Below are 23,247 nucleotides of genomic sequence, written 5' to 3'. Positions count from 1 at the left end.
GTTGCGACCTGCGCAGGGCCGCTCGGCGCCGCGCGGGCGGCACCCGGACGCGGAAGTCGCGTCCGTGAACGGGGTTCGCGCACAACGCGCGCCACAACCCGTTCGTGGGTCGGCACGCAACGCGGCCGCGGCCGAGATCCACCTCGCCGGGCGCGCTCGGCGGGCGAATAACCGCCGGACCGGCCGTTGCGACTCGCGCAGGGCCGCTCGGCGCCGCGCGGGCGGCACCCGGACGCGGAAGTCGCGTCCGTGAACGGGATTCGCGCACAACGCGCGCCACAACCCGTTCGTGGGTCGGCACGCAACGCGGCCGCGGCCGAGATCCACCTCGCCGGGCGCGATCAGCGGGTGAAGAACCGCCGGAACGGCCGTTGCGACTCGCGCAGCGCCGCTCGGCGCGGCGGTCAGGCGCCCGCGGATCAGCGGCCGAAGAAGCCACCCGGCCGGCCGTTGCGGTCCGCGATCAACCCAGCCAAGGTCGCGATCGCGATTTCCGCCGGGCGGCGCGAGCCGATGTCCAGGCCGATCGGGCGGTGCACCCGGGCGATGTCGGCCTCCGCCACGCCCAGCGACCGCAGCGCCGCCACGTGCGGGCCCTCGTGTCGCGGGTTGCCCATCACCCCGGCCCAGCGCACCGGCCGCGCCAGCACGTCCCGCAGCGCGGTGCCCAGCTCGGGCCGGTGGTGGTCGGTCACCACGACATCCGTGTCGCCATCCAGGTCCGGCAACTCGGCCGTCGCGCCCGGGACCGCTAGCGCGGGGTCCGGTTCGAACAGCAGCGTCCGGTAGCCCACGTCCTCGCCGTAGCGCAGCAGGAACTCCGCGACCGGTGAGGCGAACACCGCGACCAGCGTCCGCGTGTCCACCGCTGAATCGTCCGCGCCGTGCGCCACCGCGCACGCCGAGTCGTCCGTAGCCATACGCGGATCCTAAGCGCCCGGCACCGGCGGTTCCGCGATCTCGAAGTACTCCGGCTGCCGCGCGGTGCCCGCCAGCTTGAAGTACCGCACCTTCCGCCGCCGTCGCAGCGCCAGCGTGTCGCGCACCGCGTCGTTGTGCACGCGCCGCGCGATCACCACCCGGTGCTCGGCGTCGGCCAGTTCCTCGGCCAGCGACGCGGGCAGCCGGGCCCGGTCGACCGTCTCCAGCAGCCGCGTCAGCTCGTTCTCCGCGACCTCGCGCTCGGCGCGCGGGGCCTTCTCCGCGATGTCCGCCGCCTCGCGCAGGCCCGGCGCCGCGCCGTCGACGGCCGCCACGGCCCGCGCGACCACCGCCCGCCGCGCCAGCGCCGCGTCCAGCGCCGCCCACCCGGCGTCCAGCCGGACGTGCAGCCGGTCCAGCCGGTTGGCGGTCGCGACCAGGAACAACCCGCCGAGCACGACGATCGCCGCGACGATCGAGACGACCAGCACGAACCAGTTCACAGCGGCGCGTCCTCCGCACTGACCCGCCGCGGGTCGGCGGCGATCGCCGTCTCGTAGACCCGCAGCACCTGCGTCACCACGACCGGCCAGTCGTAGATCGCGACCCGCTCCCCCGCCGCCGCGGCCAGCGACGTCCGCCGCGCCGGGTCGCCGAGCAGCTCACGCAGGCAATCGGCCAGCGCGGCGCTGTCGCCGGTGGTGAACAGCGCCCCGGCGCGGCCGTCGTCCAGCACGCGGCGGAACGAGTCGAGATTGCTCGCCGCCACCGCCGTCCCGGCCGCCATCGCCTCGGTGAGGATCATCCCGAAGCTCTCGCCGCCGGTGTTGGGCGCGCAGTACACGTCCACGCTGCGCAGCGCCCGCGCCTTGGTGGCGTCGTCGACCTGCCCGAGCAGCTCCAGGTGCGGCGCCAGCTCCGGGCCCGCCATGCGACGCAGCGCGTCGGCCTCGCCGCGCCCGACCACGAGCAGCCGCAGCTCCGGGAACTCCGGCAGCAGGCGGCGGGCGGCCTCCAGCAGGACGTCCATGCCCTTGCGCGGCTCGGTGAACCGGCCGACGAACCCGATCGTGCCGCCCGCCCGCGGATAACCCTCTAGGGGCTCGGCCCGGGAGAAGAACTCGACGTCGACGCCGTTCGGGATCTCCACCGCGTCACCACCGGCGTGCTCGACCTGCACCCGCCGCGCCAGCGCGGACACGGCGATGCGCGCGGTGATCTTCTCCAGCAGCGGCCGCAGCACCGGCTGGAACGCCGACAGCGTCCGGGACCGCGGCGTGGAGGTGTGGAACGTCGCGACGATCGGCCCGTCGGCGACCTTCAGCGCCAGCAGCGACAGGCTCGGCGCGGCAGGCTCGTGCAGGTGCAGCACGTCGAACCCGCCCTCGCGCAGCCACCGCCGCACCCGCGCGTAGGACACCGGGCCGAACTGCAGCCGCGCCACCGAGCCGTTGTACGGGATGCCGAGCGCCTTGCCCGCGGGGTGCACGAAGTCGGGCAGGTCCGCGTCGTCGTCCGCGGGAGCCAGCACCGACACCTCGTGCCCGCGGTCGCGCAGCGCGCGCGCCAGGTCCGTGACGTGCCCCTGGACACCGCCGGGCACGTCGAAGGAGTACGGGCAGACGATCCCGACCTTCACGCCGCTTCCTCCGCCGAAAAAGTCGCCTCCTCGAAATCGGCGGCCCACAGCTTCTGCATCATGTGCCAGTCCGCCGGGTGCGCGGCGATGTCGCCTGCGAAGACGTCGGCCAGCGCCTGGGTGGCCGCGGGCACCTCGGTGCGGTGCGCGACGCGGATGCGCGGGTGGATCCGGATGCCCCAGCCGTCCTCGGTGAACCAGCTGCCCACCGGCAGCAGCGCGGCGCCGGTGCTGGCGGCCAGCCGGGCCGGGCCGGCCGGCATGCTCGTCTTCTCCCCGAAGAACGACACCGGCACCCCGCTGCCGGACAGGTCGCGGTCGGCGATGAGGCACACCACCCGGTTCTCCCGCAACCGCTGCAGCAGCAACCGGAACGAGCCGGTGCCGCCGTCCGCGGACAGGATCTCGAAGCCCAGCGACTCGCGGTAGGCGACGAACCGCTGGAACAGCGACTCCGGCTTGAGCCGTTCGACGACCGTGGTGAACGGGCCGTACCGGCCGACGGCCCAGATGCCCGGCACGTCCCAGTTCCCGCTGTGCGGCAACGCGACCACGGCGCCGTTGCCCTCGGCGAGCGCGGCGTCGAGGTTCTCCACGCCGCTGATCGTCGCGTTCACCCGGGCCCGGATGCCCTCCGCGTCCATCGTCGGCAGCCGGAACGCCTCGTGCCAGTAGCGCGCGTAGGACCGCACGGCCTGCCGGGTCAGCTCGTCGAGTTCGGTCTCGTCCGCCTGCGGCACGACGCGGACCAGGTTGCGGCGCAACTGCCGCACGCCGGGACCCTTGCGCCACGCCGCGAAGTCCGCGGCCAGCCCGAAACCGGCCTTCGCCAGCGGCACCGGCAGGCGGCGCACCACGTTCCAGCCGGCCGCGTAGCCGAGGTCGGCCATCCGCTCGCCGAACCGGCCCATCAGCCCGCCTCCCTGGCGGAGGCGGCGACGGCCAGCATCCGCTGGACCGTGGTGACGATCGAGCCTGCGGCGAGCAGCCACAGCGTGCCCTCGACGGCGAACGGCACACCGAGGCCCTCCAGCCCGGTGCCGACGAGCGCGATGATCAGCCGCTCGGCGCGCTCGACCAGCCCGCCGTCGGCCTTGAGACCCTCCGCCTCGGCGCGGGCCTTGATGTAGGAGATCACCTGCGCCAGCACGAGGCAGATCAGGCAGGCCGCCGCGGCGCGCAGGTTGTGCTCGACCGCGAAGCACCACCACGCGATGCCGGCGAACAGGGCGCCGTCGGCGAGCCGGTCGCAGGTCGCGTCCAGCGTCGCGCCGAACGGGGTGCCGTAGCCGCGGGCGCGGGCCATCGCGCCGTCGAGCAGGTCGAGCATCGCGAAGCCCCACACGGTGAACGTGCCGGCGAGCAGCATCCCGTTCGGGAAGAACACCAGGGCACAGGCGATCGCACCGGCCGTGCCGATCATGGTCATCGCGTTCGGGGTCAGCCCGGCCCGCACCAGCGCGTGGCCGAGCGGGTCCAGGGCTCGCGAGACGGACGCTCGCGCGAAGATGTTCAGCATCAGATCGTCGGGGTGGCGGTATCGGCGGGCATGTCCATCGCTCTCGGCGTTCCACCTGGGGCTGCGGGGTCGGTTTGCTGACCGCAGCCTATCCACCCGCTACGACGCTCCGGTGACGCGGCGCGCCCAAGGCGCCGCGCGCCCTCAGGCGAGGCGGTCCAGCCGGGCTTCCTCGGCCGCGACGGCTTCCGCGCAGCGGGGCGTGAGCTTGTCGCGGATCGCGTCGGAGATCTCCCCCAGCGCGCGCACCTGGTCCGGGGTGAGCGCGTCGAACAGGGCCTCGCGTACGGCCTCGACGTGCCCGGGAGCTGCGGCTTCGAGCGCGGCGAAGCCCCGGTCGGTCAGCTTCGCGAACGAGCCGCGCTTGTCGGTGCCGCAGCTGTCGCGGCGCACCCAGCCGTTGGCCTCCAGGCGGGCGACCGCGTGGGAGAGCCGGCTGCGTGACGAATGGCACTTCTCGGCCAGTTCGCTCATCCGCAGCGTGCGGCCGGGCGCCTCGGACAGCACGACGAGGACCTCGTAGTAGGTGTGCGGCATGCGGGCGTCGCGCTGGAGCTGGGAATCCACGTGGCCGCGCAGCATGGTGACGGCGACCGAGAACGAGCGCCACACACGCTGTTCGTCTTCGCTGAGCCATCGCGGTTCGGACATGTCTCACATAGTAGCCCTAGTTGAGCCCTCAACCATCTCTTCGCTAAGGTGTGGTTGAGGGCTCAACCAAGCTTCGTTGTGAGGAGACAAGCACATGACCGCTTCGACGACCGAGATCCCCGGCTACATCGCGGGCACCTGGACCATCGACTCGGTGCACTCCGACGTCGACTTCGTCGTCCGCCACCTGGGCGTGTCCAAGGTCCGCGGCCGCTTCGCCGAGGTCGAGGGCGAGATCGTGACCGGCGCCGACCTCGCGGACTCGAAGGTGACCGCGACCATCAAGGCCGGCAGCATCGACACGAAGAACGCCGACCGCGACGCGCACGTGAAGGGCGCCGACTTCCTGGACGTCGAGCAGTTCCCGACGCTGACCTTCGTGTCGACGGGCGTGCGCGCCGAGGACGGCGAGTACTTCATCGACGGCGAGCTGACCCTGCACGGCGTCACCAAGCCGGTCACCCTGACCGCCGAGGTCGGCGGCTTCGCCGACGGCATGGCCGAGGGCACCAAGGTGTTCGGCATCTCCGCCACCACCGAGATCAAGCGCAGCGACTTCGGCGTCGGCGCCAGCATCCCGGCCGCCGTGGTGAGCGACAAGGTGAAGATCGAGCTGAACATCGAGGCCGGCCTGCAGGCCTGAGAACCTCGCGGCGAAAGGGTCCGGACGGGCACTCCGTCCGGACCCTTTCGCGCTACTGGGGAGTGTCCTGTAAGTCATCTGAGCCAGACGACGTTTCGCTGCTGGTAGGCCTCGGCATCGAAAGCGGGAAGACACCCGCCGCGGGAACCTTTCGCCGCGTGACGAGCGATCTGGTCCTCCCGTTCCAGGCTGGTGAATCGGACTCGCCGGTCCCGCATCGCCTGCCGGGTCGAGGGATGCGACCAGGCCTTGTCCGCGATGACCATCTCGGGCCGACACCGCGGACGGCCCGGCCCGATCCACCTGGATGCCATCCAGCAGCGGCTCCAGTTGGGGGTTGTCGCCGGCCTGGCCGCCGGTGAGCAGCACCCGCATCGGTATCAGCCCGCCCCAGGACCGGCCGAGTCCTTCCCCGTCGACCGCGAGCGCCTCGACGGCGGGCGTGCAGCCCCTTTTCTTCCGAGCCCCAGCAGCGTGCTGATGTGCTCGCGCCACAGTGACCCGCCACCCAAGATCAAACCAGGCCAGCAGGTGGATCAGTTACCGGACACTCCCTGGACTCGCTTCCAGGCGTCCGAGAGCAGCTCGCGCGTTTCGCCGAGCAGCTGGGGCAGCACCTTCGTCTGGCCGATCACCGGCATGAAGTTCGCGTCGCCGCCCCAGCGCGGCACCAGGTGCTGGTGCAGGTGCGCCGCGATGCCGGCGCCCGCGATCACGCCCTGGTTCATCCCGATGTTGAACCCGTGCGCCCCGGACACCGACCGCACCACCTTCATCGCGTGCTGGGTGAACTCCGCCAGCTCCCGCGTCTCCTCCGGCGTCAGGTCCGGGTAGTCCGCCACGTGCCGATAAGGCAGCACCATCAGGTGCCCCGGGTTGTAGGGGTACAGGTTCAGCACCGCCCACACGTGCTCACCGCGGGCCAGGATCAGCGCGTCGGCGTCGTCCATGCCGAGCAGGCGGCAGAACGGGCACCCCTCGGGTTCGTCGCCCTCCGGCTTGTCCTGCCCCTGCACGTAGGCGAGCCGGTGCGGGGTCCACAGGCGCTGCAGCGCGTCCGGCACCCCGACGCCGTCCTGGCCCACCAGCTCCGGCTCGGTCAAGGCAGGACCGCCTTCAGCGCCTCGGCCGTCGGCGAGCTGTTCTCCCTCCGCTCGACCCAGCTCGTGATGGCCTCCACCGCGTCGGCCACCGGCACCCCGTTGATCTGGCTGCCGTCCCGGAACCGGAACGACACCGCGCCCGCCTCCACGTCCTTGGCGCCGGCCAGCACCATGAACGGCACCTTCTGCGTGGTGTGGGTGCGGATCTTCTTCTGCATCCGGTCGTCGCTGGTGTCCACCTCGACGCGGATCCCCTTGGCGCGCAACGCCTTCTCCACGCCGCGCAGGTGCTCGGCGTGCTCGTCGGCGATCGGGATGCCGACCACCTGCACCGGCGCCAGCCACGCCGGGAACGCGCCGGCGTAGTGCTCGGTGAGCACGCCGAAGAACCGCTCGATCGAGCCGAACAACGCGCGGTGGATGACCACCGGCTGCTTGCGGCTGCCGTCGGCGGCGGTGTAGGTCAGCTCGAACCGCTTGGGGTGGTTGAAGTCCAGCTGAATGGTCGACATCTGCCAGGACCGGCCGATGGCGTCCTTGGCCTGCACCGAGATCTTCGGGCCGTAGTAGGCCGCGCCGCCCGGGTCCGGCACCAGTTCCAGTCCGGAGTCGACGGCGGCCTGCCGCAGCGTCTCGGTGGCCTCCTCCCACTCCTCGTCGGAGCCGATGAACTTGTCCGAGTCACCGCGGGTGGACAGCTCCAGGTAGAAGTCGGACAGGCCGTAGTCGGCCAGCAGGTCGAGCACGAACCGCAGCAGCGACCGCAGCTCGCCCGGCATCTGCTCCTGGGTGCAGTAGATGTGCGAGTCGTCCATGGTCAGCCCGCGCACGCGGGTCAGGCCGTGCACCACACCGGACTTCTCGTACCGGTACACCGTGCCGAACTCGAACAGCCGCAGCGGCAGCTCCCGGTAGGACCGCCCGCGCGACTTGAAGATCAGGTGGTGCATCGGGCAGTTCATCGCCTTGAGGTAGTACTCCTCGCCCTCCAGGGGCAGCGGCGGGAACATCGTGTCGGCGTAGTAGGGCAGGTGGCCCGAGGTGTAGAACAGCCCGCTCTTGGTGATGTGCGGGGTGTTGACGAACTCGTAGCCGGACTCCTCGTGACGGCGGCGCGAGTAGTTCTCCAGCTCGCGGCGGATGATGCCGCCCTTGGGGTGGAACACCGGCAGGCCGGAGCCGATCTCCTCCGGGAAGGAGAACAGGTCCAGCTCCGCGCCGAGGCGGCGGTGGTCGCGGCGCTCCGCCTCGGCCAGCCGCTCCAGGTAGGCGTCCTGCGCCTCGGCCGACTCCCACGCGGTGCCGTAGATGCGCTGCAGCTGCGGGTTCTTCTCACTGCCGCGCCAGTACGCGGCGGCCACGCGGGTCAGCTTGAACGCCGGGATGAACTTCGTGGTGGGCACGTGCGGGCCGCGGCACAGGTCGCTCCACACGCGCTCCTTGGTGCGCGGGTCGAGGTTGTCGTAGATCGTCAGCTCGCCGCCGCCGACCTCCATCACCTCGGAGGTGTCCACATCAGACTTGAGGTCGATGAGCTCGAGCTTGAACGGCTCGCCGGCGAGCTCCTCGCGCGCCTGGTCGACCGAGTCGAAGCGGCGGCGGGAGAACTGCTGCGCCCCCTTGATGATCTGCTTCATGCGCTTCTCCAGCGCCTGCAGGTCTTCCGGGGTGAACGGCTTGTCGACGAGGAAGTCGTAGTAAAAGCCGTCCTTCACGGGCGGGCCGATGCCGAGCTTGGCCTCCGGGAACTGCTGCTGCACCGCCTGGGCGAGCACGTGCGCCGCGGAGTGGCGGATGACGCTGCGGCCGTCCTCGGTGTTCGCCGCGACGGGCTCCACGGAGGCGTCCGCGTCAGGCGCCCACGCCAGGTCGCGCAGGCGCCCGTCGGCGTCGCGGACGACGACGATCGCGTCCGGCCCCTTGGTCGGCAGGCCCGCCTCGCGGATCGCGGCTCCGGCCGTGGTCCCGGCCGGCACCACCACGCTGGCGGCGGGTGCGGCTGCGGCGGACGACGGCTGGTTCACGATGGGCTCCTTCGAACGAAGTGATGTCCCACCGATGCTATCCGCCGCCCGCGCGCGGCCTTCCGCGAGGGACTTCAGACGGTCTCGACGACCTCGTCGTAGTCCAGGCGGGGCAGCCGGTCGAACCACGGGTTCTCACCCGGCTTGCCGACGTTCACCACGACCAGGGACTTCCAGTTGCGGTCGGCGAAGAACTCCTTGTCCACCCCGGCGGCGTCGAAGCCGGTCATCGGGCCGGCGGCCAGCCCGGCGGCGCGCACGCCGATGATGAAGTAGCCGACCTGCAGCAGGGAGTTCAGGCGGGCGAAGCCCTCGCGGCCGGTCTCGTCGGCGAAGAGGTCCTTCGCGTCCGGCTTGTGCGGGAAGGTCTTGGGCAGGTTCTCGTGGAAGTCGGTGTCGGCGGCCAGCACGACGGTCACCGGGGCGCTCGCGGTCTTGGCGCGGTTGCCTTCGGACATGTGCGGCAGCAGCCGCTGCTTGCCCTCCTCGGTGCGGATCACCAGCGCGCGCAGCGGCTGGGTGTTCATCGACGTCGGCGCCCACTTCACCAGGTCGTAGATCGCCTGGATCTGCTCCTCGCTGACCGGCTCGTCGGAGAACGAGTTCGCGGTGCGCGCCTGGCGGAACAGCAGGTCCTGCACGTCCTGCGGCACGTGGAGGGCGTCGGCGAGACTGGCGGTCGAAGTCATCGGTACTCCCGGGGGACGGATCTTGTGCCTTCGCTCCCTCACAACCTAGTTGAGCGCTTGACTATTTCCCGTGTGCGGATGGTCACTCGTAGACGCGCACCCAGTCGACCTCGGCCGTGCTGCGGATCGGCGCCGTCGGCTTGTGCCGGTTGTGGTTCTGCTGGATGACCAGGTGCATCGGCTCGCTCGGGATGGTGCCGGGCGTGCCGTAGGTCGCCCACGCGAGGCCGTCGATGTAGCAGGTGACGTGGTCGGGCTGCCACTCCACGGCGTAGTTGTGCCACTGGGTGATGTCGAGGTCCTTGCGCGTGTGGCCGGCGTCGATGTTGCCCGGGCCGTGCAGCCAGCTCTCCACGTACTGGCGGGCGGGGTCGTAGATCTCGGCGAAGTCGATCTCGCCGTCGGTGTTGGTGTCGCTCTCCGGCCACAGCAGCAGCACCGGGTTGAAGTCGGGGTCGGCGGGCGCCGGGAAGCGCGCGCGGACCTCCCACCGGCCGTAGGTCTGGTCGTCGTGCCAGGCGATGCCGCAGGTGGCCGCGGTGTCGTCACCGTCGCCGACGAGCGTGAGCGTGCCGCCGCGGACCACGCACTGGTCCGCGCTCAGGTTCTCACCCGAGACCGGGTTGTGGCCGTGGTAGATCTCCCAGTTCGCGGTGTTCACCCGGCGGCCGTCGAAGTCGTCCTGCGCGGTCAGCCGCCAGCCGTAGTTGACCGCGGCCTCGTCGGAGCGCTCCGGGGTGATCACGGCGGTGCTCGGCGCCTCGGTGATCACGGTCGGCGAGGCCTCCTCGCCCGAGTCGTCGAAGCGCTCGGAGGTCACCCGGACGGCGAGGATCGCGACACCCACGAGTACTACGCAGGCGACCAGGATGACTACGCGACGCACCACGGCGACAACTTATCGTCCCCCGTACGGGTGGTTGATCTAGCCCCGCTCGCCCTGCCGCTTCGCGACCAGGAACAGCGCCTGCCGCCGCAGCCGCGCGCCCGGCGCCATCGCCGCGCCGACGAGCCGGTCGACCGGCCGCACGCCCCACACCGGATCGCTGGCCAGCCCCTCGGACAACGCGCGCTGCTCGGCGTACTCCGCGCGCTGGGCCCGCGCCGACAGGGAGTCCCGCCCGATCCGGAACGCCGCCAGCGACTCGCGCTGGCCGAAGAAGTCGCCGTGGCCCAGCAGCCCGATCCACAGCGCCAGGTCCATCGGGAACTTCCAGCGCGCGTCCCACCCGCCGACCGCGTCGAACTGCGCGCGGCGGAACAGCGCGCCGCCGGGCTCGCCGAGCGGGTTGCCGCCGTGCCGGACGACCTTGCGGATCACCGTGCTCGCCTCGTGGCGGCCGATCAGCCCGCGCAGCCCCCGGTTCGCGGCGAGCACCTCGCCGGTCTCGTTGATCATGTCGCGGCGCGAGCACACCAGCGCGATGGCCGGGTCGGTCGCCAGCACCTCGTACTGGCGGCGCAGGCAGTCGGGATGCAGCAGGTCGTCAGCGCACACCAGCTTCACGAAGCGGCCGCTAGATTCGGCCACCACGCGGTTCCAGTTCTCCGCCAGCGGCAGGACGCGGTCGTTGCGGAGCACCTTGAGCCGCGGATCGGCGAAGCCCCGCAGGACGTCCGGGGTCTCGTCGGTCGAGGCGTTGTCCAGTACGACGAGCTCGAAGTCGTCGAAGGTCTGGGAAAGGACGCTGGAGACGGTGTCGGCGATGTACCGGCCGGACTGGTAGGCGGGGACGCACACGGAGACCGCGGCCGCGCTCACTGCTTTTCCCCCTTCCGGGTGTAGCTCTGAACAGGCAAAACGGTGATGGGTCACGCATGCTGGCACGCGTGGGGATCTTGGCGATGGTTGCCCTGCTCGTGGTGGGGCTGTTCGGCGGCTGGCCTCCGGCTGATCGGGACGACCCCCCGGTGCCACCGGCCGTGACGCTGCTGCCCGGCGCCGGGGATGGGCTCGTACTCGGCGTGACGCACGCACAGTACAGCCTCGACTCGTGGCTCACACCCGGGCAGCGCACGAGTGGGGAACAGATCCTCGGCGCCACCCCGATGCTGCAGAACCAGCACATCATGGGCTTCGGCGTGGGCAATCCCGAGCCGGCGCCCGGCAGCTTCGACTGGTCCCGCCTGGACGAGCGGATGGACCTGATCGAGCGCACCGGCGGCACCCCGGTGATCACCCTGTGCTGCGCGCCCGACTGGATGAAGGGCGGCGCGCCCGGCACGACCGACTGGGACGACCTGGCCGCCGCCCCGCTGCCCGCGCACTTCGACGACTTCGCGCGCCTGTCCGCGACGGTCGCGAAGCGCTACCCGCAGGTCAGGTACTTCCAGGTGTGGAACGAGCTCAAGGGGTTCTGGGACGCCGAGGCGGGCGCCTGGGACGTGAAGGGCTACACCGACCTGTACAACCAGGTCTACGACGCGGTGAAGGCGGTGCGGCCGGACGCGCTGATCGGCGGCCCGTACGTCGTGCTGAACACCTGGTCCTCGGCCGCGGCCACGGATCACCCGTCGGAGATGCGCGGCCCGTACGGCGTGGTGGACCAGCGGTCGCTGGACGTCGTGGAGTACTGGAACCAGCACAAGCACGGCGCCGACTTCGTCGCGCTGGACGCCTCCACCGGCACCCGGGACAAGGGCCTGATCACCACGCCGGACAAGGCGAGCCAGCTCTACGCCGACGCGACCCGCTGGGCACGCAGCCTCACCGGGCTGCCGGTGTGGTGGTCGGAGTTCTACCCGGAGACCGCTCCCCCGCCCGCCAGGACCTGGTCCACCGCCGAGGGCGCCGAGGACACGGTGCCGGTGGACCAGGCGCGGGCGGTGGCCACGCTGGACGCGGTGGCCCGGGCCGCCGAGGCCGGCGCGGCCGCGATGCTGCTGTGGCAACCGGAGGCCAGCGACGACCTGCCCTACGCCGCGTTGTGGTCCGCGGCGCGGCCCGGCACGAACGTGCTGCGGCCGACGAGCCTGACCGCCGCGTGGACGTGGCTGGCGCCGCGGTTGCGCGAGGGGCTGGTCGACGTGCAGCGCCCCGCGAACCTGGTCCAGTTCAGCGCGCCCGGCGGCGAGGTCGTGGTCAACCCGCGGGCCGAGAGCGGGCTCGTCCGGTCGGATGGTCTGAGCGTGCGGGTGCCCCCGCTGACGATCCGGTTGCCGGGCTGAGCCGGTCACAACGTCAGTCCCACCACGATCCGCCAGATCGCGCCGATCGCGGTGAGCACGGTCAGCCCCACCGCCACCAGGTCCAGTGTGCGGATCCGCTCGGTGCGCGCGGAGGCGGTGTCGGTCGACCGGCGGCCGACGGCCATCTCCTTGAGCACCGTCCGCACCACGAGCACGACGAGCAGCGCCACCCCGAACAGCGCCGTGACCAGGGTGAGGAAGTCGGCCTGGCTCACGCCGGCTCCGCCACGACGGACGTCTGCCGCACCAGGCGGGCAGGCACCCCGGCGTAGACGCCGGGCACCGGGCAGTCACGCGCCACCACCGCGCCGGCGGCGATCACCGCGTCGTCGGCGATGCGCACGCCGGGCAGGATCTGGGCCCGCGCGCCGACCCACACCCGGTCGCCGATCACGACCGGGCGGGCCTCGGCGACGCGGGACACCGTGCCGTCGGGCAGCGTCGGGTGGTGCGAGGTGATGATCATGACCTGGGGGCCGAACTGGCAGGCCGCGCCGATCGTGATCGGCCCGACCGACTCCAGGTAGCACTCGGCGTTGAGGAACGTGCGGCGGCCGATCTCGACGTTGCGCAGCGCGCCGTGGATCCGCAGCCCCGGGAAGATGTTCCCGGAGTGGATGCGCGCGCCGAACGCGCGGTAGCCCAGCAGCCGCAGCGGCCGCGGCACCAGCGCGCTGCCGAGCAGGCCGTTCACGATCGCGCCGACGGTCATCGACCACAGCTCGATGTGCACCTGGTCCTTCAGCCGCCGTCCCAGGGACCGGGTCTGGTTCACGTGTTCCCTCCGCCACTGCCCTGCACGAACCGGTCGGCGGGCGTCGTCCGGCCGAGCACCAGCGAACCCTGGTCGTCGAACACCAGGCGGTACAGCCCGGTGGCCTCGAGCTCGCGCACGAGGTCGGCGCCGTAGGTGTCGGGCACCTGCTCGAAGATCTTCATGTAGGCCCACTGCGGCTCGGTGAGCACAAGATAATCGGGGCCCTTCAGGCGCAGGCAGGCGACCAGCGCGGGGACGTCGTCCATGACGTCTTCGCAGTAGCCGTCGACCTCGAACTGGGACACCTCGCCGACCCGCGCGAACGACAGCGGCACCGAGTTGACCAGCGAGTCCACCCGCTGCCCCGGCTGCGCCTCGTGCACCGCCCAGCTCGCGGCGGCGATGTCGCTGGCGTGGAAGCTGATGTAGGCGTCGTTGCCGCCGCGCGCGGTGACCGTCGAGGCGAGCAGCCCGGTGAGCACGACCCACGGCACCCCGGCGGCGAGGACCGTGTGCCCGGGGCGGTTGCGCCAGCGCAGCCTGCGGGCCGCGGTGACGGACTTCTCCAGCGCGAGCGACGCGGGCAGGGCCATCACCGGCAGCGAGAAGAGGAAGCAGCGCATGAACACCTCGCCGCCGTAGGGCTGGGCCACGGCGAGCCCGAACGGCGCGACGCACAGGGCGGGCAGCAGCCACGACTTCAGCGAGTCGCGGCGCATCAGCCAGATGCCGTAGGCGGCCATGCCGGCGACGAACAGCGTGATCCCGATGCGCACGGTGAGCACCACGAGCCGGCCGGGGCTGCCCGCGAACCGGGCCACGATGCCCTCGTCCACCGAGGACCCGACGTCGCCGAGCGGGCTGAGGATCATCTGGACCAGCTGGCCGCTCCAGAACTCCGACGCGCCCAGCGAGAACCACACCACCGCGCCGCCGAGGACCACGAACGGCATCCACGCCGGCCACAGCCGCCCGAACACCAGCAGGAGCAGCAGCAGGACCCCGAGCACGTACGGGGTCAGCTGGTGGGTGGGCGCGAGCGCGAGCCCGATGAGCACCACCGCGCCCTGCGCGACCAGCCGCGCCTTCGGGCTGGACCGCGGCGCGAGCCGGGCCCGCAGCCGCGCCTTGACCGGTTCGGTGAGGCGGGGCCGCACGAGGTGCCGGAAGGTCAGCGTCAGCGCGGCGAGCATCAGGATCATCGCCGTGCCCTGCGGCGAGAAGTAGTCCTGCTCGGTCCAGTTCGCCACGAGGTAGAGCCACGGCGCGATCCACGCCGCGCGCCGGTTGCCCAGCGCGGACACGGCCAGCGCGCGCACGCCGAGCACCGCGAGCCCGGACAGCAGCACCGGCGCCCAGTTCAGGAACGGGATCGCGTCGGGCAGCCCGGCCGCGCGGGTGATCATCGCGACCAGGGCGAAGAACCCGGCCCAGGAGAACCGCGCGTCGTAGTCGTGCAGGATGTCGCCGTGTGTGGCGATGTAGTCGGCGAACCCGGCGTGCAGCCAGGCCACCGGCAGCCGCGCGACCTCCTCGACCGCGGGTTGCAGCCCGTAGACGCCGAGCACGCCGACGAGCGTGTAGAGCGAGAGCAACCAGGTGCGCGGGCGGTACCGGAGCAGTTCCAGCACCACCGCGGCGACCAGCAGCGGGTAGGACAGCAGCGTGGGCACCGACAGCTCGGCGACGAGCCCGAGCCCGCCGATCGACTCGGGCGGGATCGGGTGCAGCCCGATGATCCACAGCACCACCGCGACCCCGGCGAGGCCGGGACCGAAGAACGGGTCGGCGAGGAACGCGGGCCGTCCGGCGCCGGTGCCCAGCCGGGGCCGGGACTCGACCGCGCGGGACGGCGGTTCCGGCTTCGGCTGCGGAGCGAGCCTGCCGGAGGCCGGGATGTAGCGGGTGGGCGTGCCCGCCGGGGGCGGCTGCGTGAACCGCATCGGCTCCCGCGGCCGGGGCGAGGGGCGGCTGGTGCGGTTCGGGCGGACCGGGCGCAGGAAGCGGGTGGGCGGTTCGGTCACGGACGCGCCCCGAACACCCGGCGCCGCAGGTCGGCCAGCACCGCGGCGGCGATCACGGCCTGCGCCACGAGCATGCCGACCCCGAAGCCGAACTCGGTCGGCACCAGCAGCGCGAGCACGACGGCGGAGGCGGCGGTCACGGCCTGGAGCACCGCGACGCCGGCGCCCCGGCCCGCGGCCAGGTGCACGGCCACGCCCAGCACCACGACCAGCCGCGGCACCTGGGCGGCGAGCAGCACCCGCAGCAGGTCGGTGCCCGCGGTGTACTCCGCGCCGAAGATCGCCAGCATCACCCAGGCCAGCGCGGCGCCGACGGCGAGCAGCGGCACGAACACCAGCACCAGCCGCTTGCCCGCGTCGGTCACCAGCGACCGGGCGTGGCCCGGCTCGGCGGACAGGCGCACCACGAGCGGGTTCACGAACGCCGTCGCGGCGACGTCGAGCGCGTTGATCGCGGTCCAGACCACGAAGAAGACGGCGTTGGCCTCGGCGCCGAAGCGGTGCAGCACGATCAGCGGCACCAGGTTGTACAGCACGACCACGCACACCATGGCCGGGTAGCTCGGCGCGAGCAGCCGCACGATCTCCCGGCGGCCGGGCAGGACTCCCGGCGCGAGCGCGGGCGAGGTGCGGCGCACCGAGCGCCAGATCAGGACGGTCACGACCACGACCCCGATCAGCGTGGGCACCGCCCAGGACAGCACCAGCCCGAGCGCGCCTGCCAGCGGCCCCAGCCCGGCGAGCAGTCCCAGCCGCGCCACGGAGAACGCGGTGTTCTCCACCGGCACCCAGCGGGCCAGGCCGAGCCCGGTGAGCACCTCGTCCTGGAACTGGAACACGGTCCAGCCGATCCCGGCGACGAGGAACCAGGCGACCCCGGCGGGCACCCGGTGCACCACCTCGGCCCCGGCGGGCACGAGGACGAACACGACCGAGCCGACGACGCCGCCGGCCAGGACCGCGAGATAGGTGCGCAGCAGCAGCCGCGGCCGCTGCGCGCCGGCGCGGGGCAGCCAGCGCAGGACCGCGGGCCCCAGGCCGAGCTCGGCGATCCCGGCGACGAGCAGGAACCCGGACACGAACGCCGAGGTGTCGCCCACCGCGGCGGGCGGCAGCAGCCGCGCGGCCAGCACCCAGCCGATCATCCCGGCCAGCGCGGTGATCGCGGCCGAGGCCGACAGCGCGAGGCCGTCGGCCACCATGCCCTTGCCGGGGGCGGTCTCCTTGCCGACCGTCATCGCGCCTCGCCGGGACGGCTTCGCAGCACGTGGTGCGCCAGTGGGAGCGCGGTGAGGAACGCGAGCACCACGACCGCGGCCTCCGGGTGCCAGAACCGGGTCAGCACCAGCACCTGCGCCACGATCAGGGTGATCGCCAGCGAGATGCCGACCGCGCTCACCCAGGTCACCGACAGGTGCCGCACGTTGACGTAGGAGATCAGGGCCCAGCCGGGCGCGGTGAGCACGAACACCAGGACCGCCAGCGGCCGCAGGAAGAAGTCCAAACCGGACCAGACGAGCACGATCGTGACGAGGCAGACAGCAAGCAGCCCGTAGGCGGTGTACCGCCGGATCCTCAGCTGCTGCTCGACCACACGCGCCCTTCCTGCCCGTCGCCCTCCATCTTCACCGGCGGCCGGTTCCGGCCTCACCCCGGGCCCGCATCAGCGCCGCCGCGCCGCCGAGCAGGCCGAGGCGCTCGTCGCGGCGCAGCTGCCGCAACCGCGACCGGGCGGCGCGGTCGGACAGCGGGAGTTCCGGGGTGCGGGACGCGAGCCGGGCCGCCCCGCGAGGCACCCGGCGCAGGATCGAGAACGCCGAAACCGGGCGGCGGCGCACGGACAGCACGAGCATCGCGGCCAGGCCGACGCCGTAGCCGCGCATCCGCTCCCGCAGTTCCAGCCAGTCCGCGCGGTGGATGTGCCGGGCCACGGCGTGCGGGGTGTGGACCACCGCGCCGCCGGCGTAGGCCAGCCGCACGAACAGGTCCAGGTCCTCCCCCGCCATCGTCGGCGTGCCTGCGCCGAGCAGCGGGTCGAAGCCGCCGAGCTCCTCGAAGACCTCCCGCCGCCAGGTCGCGCAGCTGCCCGGGCCGTAGCGCGCCATGGACAGCGGGTAGAGCGGGTCCTCGCGCGCGGTGTCCCGGTCGATCCGCTGCCACCGCACCGAGTTGCTGTAGCCCTTGAGCCGTTCGAACAGGACCTCGGCGTCGGTCTCCAGGCTGGCGGGCAGCACGAGCGAGGTCACGCACCCCACCGCGGGGTCGGCGGCGAACTCCTCGGTGACCGCGTCGAACCAGCCGGGTTCGACGGTGATGTTCTCGTCGACGAACGCGATCAGGCCGTGGCTCGCGACGCGGGCGCCGGTGTTGCGGGCGACGCTGACGCCCTTGCGCGGCTCCACCACGTACCGCGCGCCCAGCGCCTCCACCTCGCCGCGCAGCCAGTCGTCGCCCTCGGGCAGCCGCGGCAGGTTGTCGACCACGATCACCTCGAGGTCCGGGTAGCCGGCCGCCAGCGCGGCGCGGGCGCTGGCCACGGCCTGCCGCTTGCGGTACGCGGTCGGGATCACGACGCTGACCGGCGGCCGGGTGAACTCCGGCCGTCGCCGCGGGGCGGGCGCGGTGGCCAGCTTCGGCAGCCGCACGACGCCGCGTTCCACCGGGAGCAGCAGGACGTCGAGGGTGCGGTCGCCGTCGCGGACGAGCACCTGCGCCGCGCGGTAGTGGCCGACCGGCCGGTGCGGCACGGGCAGCTCCTCGGGGGCGGTGCGGGCGTCCACGGTGGCGATGTGGATCGGCCCGTGCACCAGCGACGACGACGGGCGTGGCCGCGCCGGGCGGATCTGCGCCTTGCCGCGCAGGTACCCGGCGGCGGTCGAGGACACCACGGTCACCAGCCCGAGCACGCCGGCCGCGCCGGAGGTGCGGAACAACGCGAGCCGCCCGAACTCGCGCACCGCGGCGGCCGGGATGGTCCGGCTCAGGTAGTCGCGCTCGGTGGACAGCGCCGCCTCGCTGCCGACCAAGCGCGAGACGTAGGCCTTGGAAAGCCCCTCGCCCCAGCCGCGGCGGCGCAGGTACGCCCACGTGGTGCGCTCCGGGGTGACGCGGTGGCGCACCACCGCCTGCGGCCGGAACACGATCCGCGCGCCGGGCGAGGCCTGGCGCAGCCGGATGCACAGCTCGGTCTCCTCGCAGCCGAGCGGCGTGCGCCCGATGCGGCCGAGGTCCTCGGAGAACAACCCGGCGAGCGTGAACGCCTCGCGGCGGAAGGACATGTTGCAACCCATCAGGTTGCGGACCGGCGCCTCCGCCGTGGGCTGCCCGGTGTAGGTGCAGCCGACGACCCAGTCCAGTTCGCCGTGCACCGACCCGCGGCCGGCGGGGAGCTTGGCCGGCCGCCGCCCGCCCGGCCAGCGCGGGCGGGCCGAGCCGCCGACGGCCAGCACGTCCCGGTCGCGGTAGCCGGCCAGCAGCTGCTCCAGCCAGTCCGGCGCGGCTTCGGCGTCGTCGTCGAGGAACGCGATCACGTCGCCCTTGGCGAGCCCGACCGCGGTGTTGCGGGCGCCGGACAGGCCGCGCCGCCCGGCGTTGGGCACCACCGTCACGCCGACGAACTCCGCGGCGGCCCGCCGCTCCAGCTCCGGGTTGTGGTCGATGACCACGATGATCTCGCGCGGCGGCGCGGACTGGTCGCGGGCGGAGGCGACCGCCGCGGTCAGGTCGTCCCAGCGCTCCTCGGTGTAGGCGCAGATCACCACGGTGGTGTCGAACGAGGTCATGCTTCGGGCGCTCCCGTGTCCAGCGCGAGCGCCGCCGGGGTTTCCACGACCGGGTCCGGGGTGAACAGGCCGAACCGGCGGCTGCGGCGCTGGCGGCCGACCCGCTGCCACTCCGCGACCAGCGTGCGCAGCACCCGGCCGCCGTCGGAGAAGGTGCGCAGGTTGGTCTCGCCGTGCAGGCGCGCCCGCTCGACGCTGGGGACCTCGGTGATCCACAGGCCCAGCGCGGCCATCCGGCAGTTGATGACGGTCTCGATCTCGAAGCCGTCGCCCCACAGCATCTCCTCGCCCGCGGGCGCGAACACCGGCGGCAGGTTCAGCAAGGCAACCAGATCCCGCCAGAACGCGTTGTAGCCGTAACAGAGATCGGTGAACCCGGCGCTGAAGAGCGTGTTGGACAGGCGGTTGAGCCCGGCGTTCCCCGCGGCGCGGAGGTGGGTGATGTCGTGGCTGCCGCCACCGGGGGCGAACCGGGTGCCCTTGGCGAAGTCGGCGCCGTCGGTGAGCGCTTCCACGAACCGAGGGATCTCCGCCGGATCGGCCGAGCCGTCGGCGTCGAACATCACGATCACGTCGCCGGACGCGGCGAGGAAGCCGCAGGCCAGCGCGTTGCCCTTGCCGCGCCGGGTCTGCTTGATGACCCGCACGCCCGGCCGCGCGGCACGCGCGATCTCCGGTGTGCCGTCACCGGTGTCGGCGTCGACGACCAGCACCTCGTGCACGGGCGGCAGCTCGGGCAGGATCTCACGCAGGTTCGCCGCCTCGTTCTTCGCCGGCACCACGACGGTGACGCGCGGGTCGGGCCCGCGGCGGGGCGGGTGCGCGGCGGCGAAGGCGAACGCGTCGCCCAGGTTCTCGTAGTCGGTGACGGGACTGGGGGAATCCATGATCGTCAACGCCGTGCTGTCCTTGCTGGCGGGCACACCGGGTCGGCTGGTGCGCGGGTCGGGGAAGTGCGGGGCTGGTGCTCGATCGTGTGACGCGCGGCCCTGCGGTCAGGTTCGGTGTCTTCGCAGATCTTCCGCGAGACGGCCGCCTGCCTGCTCGGACTTCAGCCACGCGAGGCGGGTGTAGCGCTGCGTGAACGCGTCCATGGTCAGGCCGTGGCGGGTGTAGTGCCCGGCCAGCTCGCGGGCGCCGTCCTCGACGGACCAGACGGCCGCGTACCCGGGAAGCGCTTCCCGGATGCGGGAGAAGTCCACCCGGTAGGAGCGGGGATCGGGGCCCGCCTCGCCGGTGATGAGCAGCTGCGAGCCCGGCACGGCGGTGACCACGGACTCGGCGATCTGGCGCACCGTGAGGTTGTTGGCCTCGGTGCCCACGTTGAACGCCCGGTCGTGCACGGCTTCGGCGGGCGCGGTGAGCGCCGCCGCGAACGCCGTGGCGATGTCGTGCGCGTGCACCAGCGGCCGCCACGGCGTGCCGTCGGAGAGCACCCGCACCTGGCCGGTGAGCACGGCGTGGCCCACCAGGTTGTTCAGCACGATGTCCGCGCGCAGCCGCGGGGAGAACCCGAAGGCGGTCGCGTTGCGCAGGTACACCGGGCTGAAGCCGGAGTCGGCGAGGTCGTGCAGGTCGTCCTCGACGCGCACCTTGGACTCCGCGTACGGGGTGACCGGGCGCAGCGGCGCGTCCTCGGTGACCAGGTCGTCCCCCGCCGCGCCGTACACGGAGCAGGTCGAGGCGTACAGGAAGCGGCGCACGCCGGCGTCCTTGGCGAGCTTGGCCAGCTGCACCGAGGCGGTGTGGTTGATCTCGTAGGTCAGCTCCGGCGCGAGCGCGCCCAGCGGGTCGTTGGACAGCGCGGCCAGGTGGATCACGGCGTCCACACCGGACAGCCGGTCGGCCGTGACGTCGCGCAGGTCCACCGGGTCGCCCGGCGGGTCGTCCGGGGCGGGCCCGAGCACGCACGCGGCGAACAGGCCGGAGTCCAGGCCGAGCACCTCGTGCCCCGCCTCGCGCAGCACCGGCGCCATCACCGATCCCAGGTAGCCCTGGTGGCCGGTCAGCAGGACCCGCATCAGCGCACCTCCGCCGGGATCGGGGACGGGCGTTCCCACAGCATCCACGGGCGCGCGCCGCTCTCGTAGGCCGCGTCCAGCGCCGCGCGTTCCTTGAACGTGTCGGCGGGCTGCCAGAAGCCGCGGTAGGGGTAGGCGATCAACCGGTCCTTCTCGGCCAGCGCGGCGCAGCCGTCCTCGACCAGGTCGCCGTTCTCCGGGAGGTGGTCGAAGATCTCCTGCCGCAACACGAAGTAGCCGGCGTTCTCCCACAGCGGCAGACGGCTGGCCGAGCTGATCCCGGACACGCGGTTGGTGCCGTCCCGGAACTCCACGCAGTGGAACGACGACTGCGGCGGCACCACCATCATCGAGGCGCCCGCGTCGGAGGCGGCGAGGTTGTCGACCATGACGTCGAGCGGGGCGTCGGTGAGCACGTCGGCGTAGTTGGCGAGGAACATCTCCTCGCCCTCGACGTGCTTGCGGACCCGGCGCAGCCGCTCCCCGATCGGCGACTCGACGCCGGTGTGCACGAACGTGATCGACCAGTCGCTGATGTCGGTGGACAGCAGCTCGACCTCACCGCCGCGCAGCACGAAGTCGTTGGACGCGGTCTCGGTGTAGCTCAGGAAGAAGTCCGTGATGTGCCGCGCGCCGTAGCCGAGGCACAGGATGAAGTCGGTGTGCCCGAAGTGCGCGTAGTACCGCATCACGTGCCACAGCAGCGGCCGCGGGCCGACCATCTGCATCGGCTTGGGCACGTCGTCCGCGGGGCCGTTGCGCATGCGCATGCCGTAGCCGCCGCAGAAGAGCACCACCTTCATTCAGTTCACCTCGACAGCGTGCAGCACGGGATTTCTCGGGGAGACGATCTCCAGCTCCGGGATCGCGAACACCAGGCGGCCGCCCCAGTCCGCGACATGGGCCAGTTGTTCGGTCAGCTCGGCGCGCAGGTTCCACGGCAGCACGAGCACGTAGTCGGGCCGGTCCGCCGCGATCCGCTCGGGCTCGTGGATCGGGATGCGCGTGCCGGGGGTGAACCGGCCGTGCTTGTACGGGTTGCGGTCCACTGTGTACTCGAGCAGGTCGGGCCGGATCCCGCAGTGGTTGAGCAGGGTGTTGCCCTTGCCCGGCGCGCCGTAGCCGACGACCCGCTCGCCCCGGCGCTTCGCGCCGATCAGGAACTCCAGCAGCGACAGCCGGATCTCCTCGACGCGGCGCGCGAAACCGGCGTAGCCGGACAGCTCGTGCAGCCCGGCGGCGCGCTCCCGGTCGAGCACCTCGGCGACCCGCGGGGACGGCTCGCCGGCGGCCTCGGCCGGCCGCGCCCACACGCGGATCGAGCCGCCGTGCGTGTCCAGCAGTTCGACGTCGGTCACGGCCAGGCCGCCGGTCGCCAGCGCCCGCTGCGCGGAAGCGAGCGTGTAGTACTGGAAGTGCTCGTGGTAGATCGTGTCGTACTGGGTCAGCTCGACGAGGCTGAGCAGGTGCTGCACCTCGATCGAGACCCAGCCGTCGTCGGCGACGAGCGCCCGCAGGCCCTTCGTGAAGCCGAGGACGTCCGGGATGTGCGCGTAGACGTTGTTGGCCACCACCAGGTCCGCGGGCCCGTGCTCGGCGCGGACCGCGGCGCCGGTCTCCGGGGTCAGGAACGCCGTCAGGGTCGGCACCCCGGCCTCGCGGGCGGCCGCGCCGACGTTGACCGACGGCTCGATGCCCAGGCAGCGCAGGCCGCGGCCGACGACGTTGCGCAGCAGGTAGCCGTCGTTGCTGGCGACCTCGACGACGAAGGAGTCCGGGCCGAGCCCGAGGCGGCTCACGGCGGTGTCGACGAACTTCCCGGCGTGCGCCAGCCAGGAGTGGGAAAACGACGAGAAGTAAGCGTATTCGGTGAACGTCTCGACGGGATCGATCAGGGGCGGCAGCTGGGCCAGCAGGCACTCCGGGCAGATCCGCAGGTGCAGCGGGTACGCCGGCTCCGGCGCGTCGAGATCCGCCGCGGCGAGGAACGACTCGCAGGGCGGGCTCGCGCCGAGGTCGACCACGCTGCGCAGACCCGGCGAACCGCACAGGCGGCAGGACAGCGTCTGGGCTGACATGGTGCGGCTTGCTCCCCGGTGATCGATCCTCCCGCCCCGGAAAAGGGGCCTATGTCAACGTGACTATAGGGATGGCAGTGGCCAGCGTTACGAGCAACCGGGTGATCAGTTCACCCCGATCGGGTGATCACTACCACTCGCCGCAGTGCCCGAACTCACGAGAAGTCACCACGACGAGATCATCTTCGCGTTTTGACCGGTTTGACC

At 72.4% G+C, this 23,247-nt stretch carries 23 protein-coding genes; 2 read left to right on the top strand and 21 right to left on the bottom strand.

Features of this window, described 5'->3' with window-relative positions:
- Positions 1–419: 419 nt before the first annotated feature.
- From ABZ215_RS20180 to ABZ215_RS20155, 6 genes are all read right to left on the bottom strand, one after another.
- Entirely contained in the window at positions 420–920 is a 501-nt protein-coding gene (locus ABZ215_RS20180; protein ID WP_354950770.1) for an XdhC family protein, read from the bottom strand.
- Positions 921–929: 9 nt separating this feature from the next.
- Complete coding sequence (locus ABZ215_RS20175) at positions 930–1,424, bottom strand: hypothetical protein (RefSeq protein WP_020420716.1); 495 nt, start codon at positions 1,422–1,424, stop codon at positions 930–932.
- Positions 1,421–2,560, bottom strand: coding sequence for a glycosyltransferase family 4 protein (locus tag ABZ215_RS20170; RefSeq protein ID WP_020420717.1), 1,140 nt, complete (start codon positions 2,558–2,560; stop codon positions 1,421–1,423). Before ABZ215_RS20170 ends, ABZ215_RS20175 begins: the two co-directional genes overlap by 4 nt.
- Positions 2,557–3,471 carry a phosphatidylinositol mannoside acyltransferase gene (locus ABZ215_RS20165; protein ID WP_020420718.1) on the bottom strand — a complete coding sequence of 305 codons (915 nt, stop codon included), beginning with the start codon at positions 3,469–3,471 and terminating at the stop codon, positions 2,557–2,559. Before ABZ215_RS20165 ends, ABZ215_RS20170 begins: the two co-directional genes overlap by 4 nt.
- Positions 3,471–4,079 (bottom strand): phosphatidylinositol phosphate synthase, encoded by a 609-nt coding sequence (gene pgsA / locus ABZ215_RS20160; protein ID WP_017987950.1) that lies wholly within the window; start codon positions 4,077–4,079, stop codon positions 3,471–3,473. Before pgsA ends, ABZ215_RS20165 begins: the two co-directional genes overlap by 1 nt.
- 144 nt (positions 4,080–4,223) lie before the next feature.
- Positions 4,224–4,730, bottom strand: a complete 507-nt coding sequence (locus tag ABZ215_RS20155) for a MarR family transcriptional regulator (protein ID WP_027930482.1) — start codon at positions 4,728–4,730, stop codon at positions 4,224–4,226.
- Between the two features lie 94 nt (positions 4,731–4,824).
- On the opposite strand from ABZ215_RS20155, the gene ABZ215_RS20150 reads away from it, so the two are divergent.
- Complete coding sequence (locus ABZ215_RS20150; protein WP_020420720.1) at positions 4,825–5,373, top strand: YceI family protein; 549 nt, start codon at positions 4,825–4,827, stop codon at positions 5,371–5,373.
- A gap of 536 nt (positions 5,374–5,909) precedes the next feature.
- Here ABZ215_RS20150 and ABZ215_RS20145 read toward each other — a convergent pair.
- From ABZ215_RS20145 to ABZ215_RS20125, 5 genes are all read right to left on the bottom strand, one after another.
- Positions 5,910–6,476, bottom strand: coding sequence for an HIT domain-containing protein (locus tag ABZ215_RS20145; protein WP_020420721.1), 567 nt, complete (start codon positions 6,474–6,476; stop codon positions 5,910–5,912).
- The gene (gene thrS, locus ABZ215_RS20140; protein ID WP_020420722.1) at positions 6,473–8,500 is read right to left on the bottom strand and encodes a threonine--tRNA ligase; all 2,028 of its coding nucleotides are present in this window, start codon (positions 8,498–8,500) and stop codon (positions 6,473–6,475) included. Before thrS ends, ABZ215_RS20145 begins: the two co-directional genes overlap by 4 nt.
- Positions 8,501–8,574: 74 nt before the next feature.
- Positions 8,575–9,189: a malonic semialdehyde reductase gene (locus ABZ215_RS20135; RefSeq protein WP_020420723.1), complete on the bottom strand. Its 615-nt coding sequence runs from the start codon at positions 9,187–9,189 to the stop codon at positions 8,575–8,577.
- Between the two features lie 82 nt (positions 9,190–9,271).
- The gene (locus ABZ215_RS20130; RefSeq protein ID WP_354950766.1) at positions 9,272–10,078 is read right to left on the bottom strand and encodes a glycoside hydrolase family 16 protein; all 807 of its coding nucleotides are present in this window, start codon (positions 10,076–10,078) and stop codon (positions 9,272–9,274) included.
- Positions 10,079–10,114: 36 nt separating this feature from the next.
- A complete protein-coding gene (locus ABZ215_RS20125; protein WP_020420725.1) occupies positions 10,115–10,951 on the bottom strand; it encodes a glycosyltransferase in 837 nt (278 codons plus the stop codon).
- Positions 10,952–11,019: 68 nt separating this feature from the next.
- Between ABZ215_RS20125 and ABZ215_RS20120 the strand changes: the two genes are divergently transcribed.
- Positions 11,020–12,357, top strand: a complete 1,338-nt coding sequence (locus ABZ215_RS20120; protein WP_354950764.1) for a hypothetical protein — start codon at positions 11,020–11,022, stop codon at positions 12,355–12,357.
- Between the two features lie 5 nt (positions 12,358–12,362).
- Here the strand turns inward: ABZ215_RS20120 and ABZ215_RS20115 are convergent, their stop codons facing one another.
- The 10 genes from ABZ215_RS20115 to ABZ215_RS20070 form a co-directional block, all read right to left on the bottom strand.
- Positions 12,363–12,593 carry a hypothetical protein gene (locus ABZ215_RS20115; protein ID WP_020420727.1) on the bottom strand — a complete coding sequence of 77 codons (231 nt, stop codon included), beginning with the start codon at positions 12,591–12,593 and terminating at the stop codon, positions 12,363–12,365.
- Positions 12,590–13,153 (bottom strand): DapH/DapD/GlmU-related protein, encoded by a 564-nt coding sequence (locus ABZ215_RS20110; RefSeq protein WP_017987940.1) that lies wholly within the window; start codon positions 13,151–13,153, stop codon positions 12,590–12,592. The genes ABZ215_RS20115 and ABZ215_RS20110 overlap by 4 nt, the downstream gene beginning before the upstream one ends.
- A complete protein-coding gene (locus ABZ215_RS20105) occupies positions 13,150–15,159 on the bottom strand; it encodes a hypothetical protein (protein ID WP_354950762.1) in 2,010 nt (669 codons plus the stop codon). Before ABZ215_RS20105 ends, ABZ215_RS20110 begins: the two co-directional genes overlap by 4 nt.
- Positions 15,156–16,397, bottom strand: a complete 1,242-nt coding sequence (locus ABZ215_RS20100; protein WP_354950760.1) for an oligosaccharide flippase family protein — start codon at positions 16,395–16,397, stop codon at positions 15,156–15,158. Before ABZ215_RS20100 ends, ABZ215_RS20105 begins: the two co-directional genes overlap by 4 nt.
- The gene (locus ABZ215_RS20095; protein ID WP_354950758.1) at positions 16,394–16,753 is read right to left on the bottom strand and encodes a hypothetical protein; all 360 of its coding nucleotides are present in this window, start codon (positions 16,751–16,753) and stop codon (positions 16,394–16,396) included. Before ABZ215_RS20095 ends, ABZ215_RS20100 begins: the two co-directional genes overlap by 4 nt.
- 31 nt (positions 16,754–16,784) lie before the next feature.
- A complete protein-coding gene (locus tag ABZ215_RS20090; RefSeq protein WP_354950756.1) occupies positions 16,785–18,941 on the bottom strand; it encodes a glycosyltransferase family 2 protein in 2,157 nt (718 codons plus the stop codon).
- On the bottom strand, positions 18,938–19,864 hold the full coding sequence (locus ABZ215_RS20085; RefSeq protein WP_354950754.1) for a glycosyltransferase family 2 protein: 927 nt from the start codon (positions 19,862–19,864) through the stop codon (positions 18,938–18,940). The genes ABZ215_RS20090 and ABZ215_RS20085 overlap by 4 nt, the downstream gene beginning before the upstream one ends.
- A gap of 72 nt (positions 19,865–19,936) precedes the next feature.
- Positions 19,937–20,962, bottom strand: coding sequence for an SDR family oxidoreductase (locus ABZ215_RS20080; protein ID WP_354710619.1), 1,026 nt, complete (start codon positions 20,960–20,962; stop codon positions 19,937–19,939).
- Positions 20,962–21,765, bottom strand: coding sequence for a glucose-1-phosphate cytidylyltransferase (locus tag ABZ215_RS20075; protein ID WP_020420734.1), 804 nt, complete (start codon positions 21,763–21,765; stop codon positions 20,962–20,964). The genes ABZ215_RS20080 and ABZ215_RS20075 overlap by 1 nt, the downstream gene beginning before the upstream one ends.
- The gene (locus tag ABZ215_RS20070; protein ID WP_020420735.1) at positions 21,766–23,040 is read right to left on the bottom strand and encodes a class I SAM-dependent methyltransferase; all 1,275 of its coding nucleotides are present in this window, start codon (positions 23,038–23,040) and stop codon (positions 21,766–21,768) included.
- Positions 23,041–23,247 lie beyond the last annotated feature (207 nt).

The sequence above is a fragment of the Amycolatopsis sp. NPDC006131 genome (assembly GCF_040614175.1).
GTDB classification, from domain to species: Bacteria; Actinomycetota; Actinomycetes; order Mycobacteriales; family Pseudonocardiaceae; genus Amycolatopsis_E; species Amycolatopsis_E tucumanensis.
This window is presented reverse-complemented; position numbering and strand designations above follow the sequence as displayed.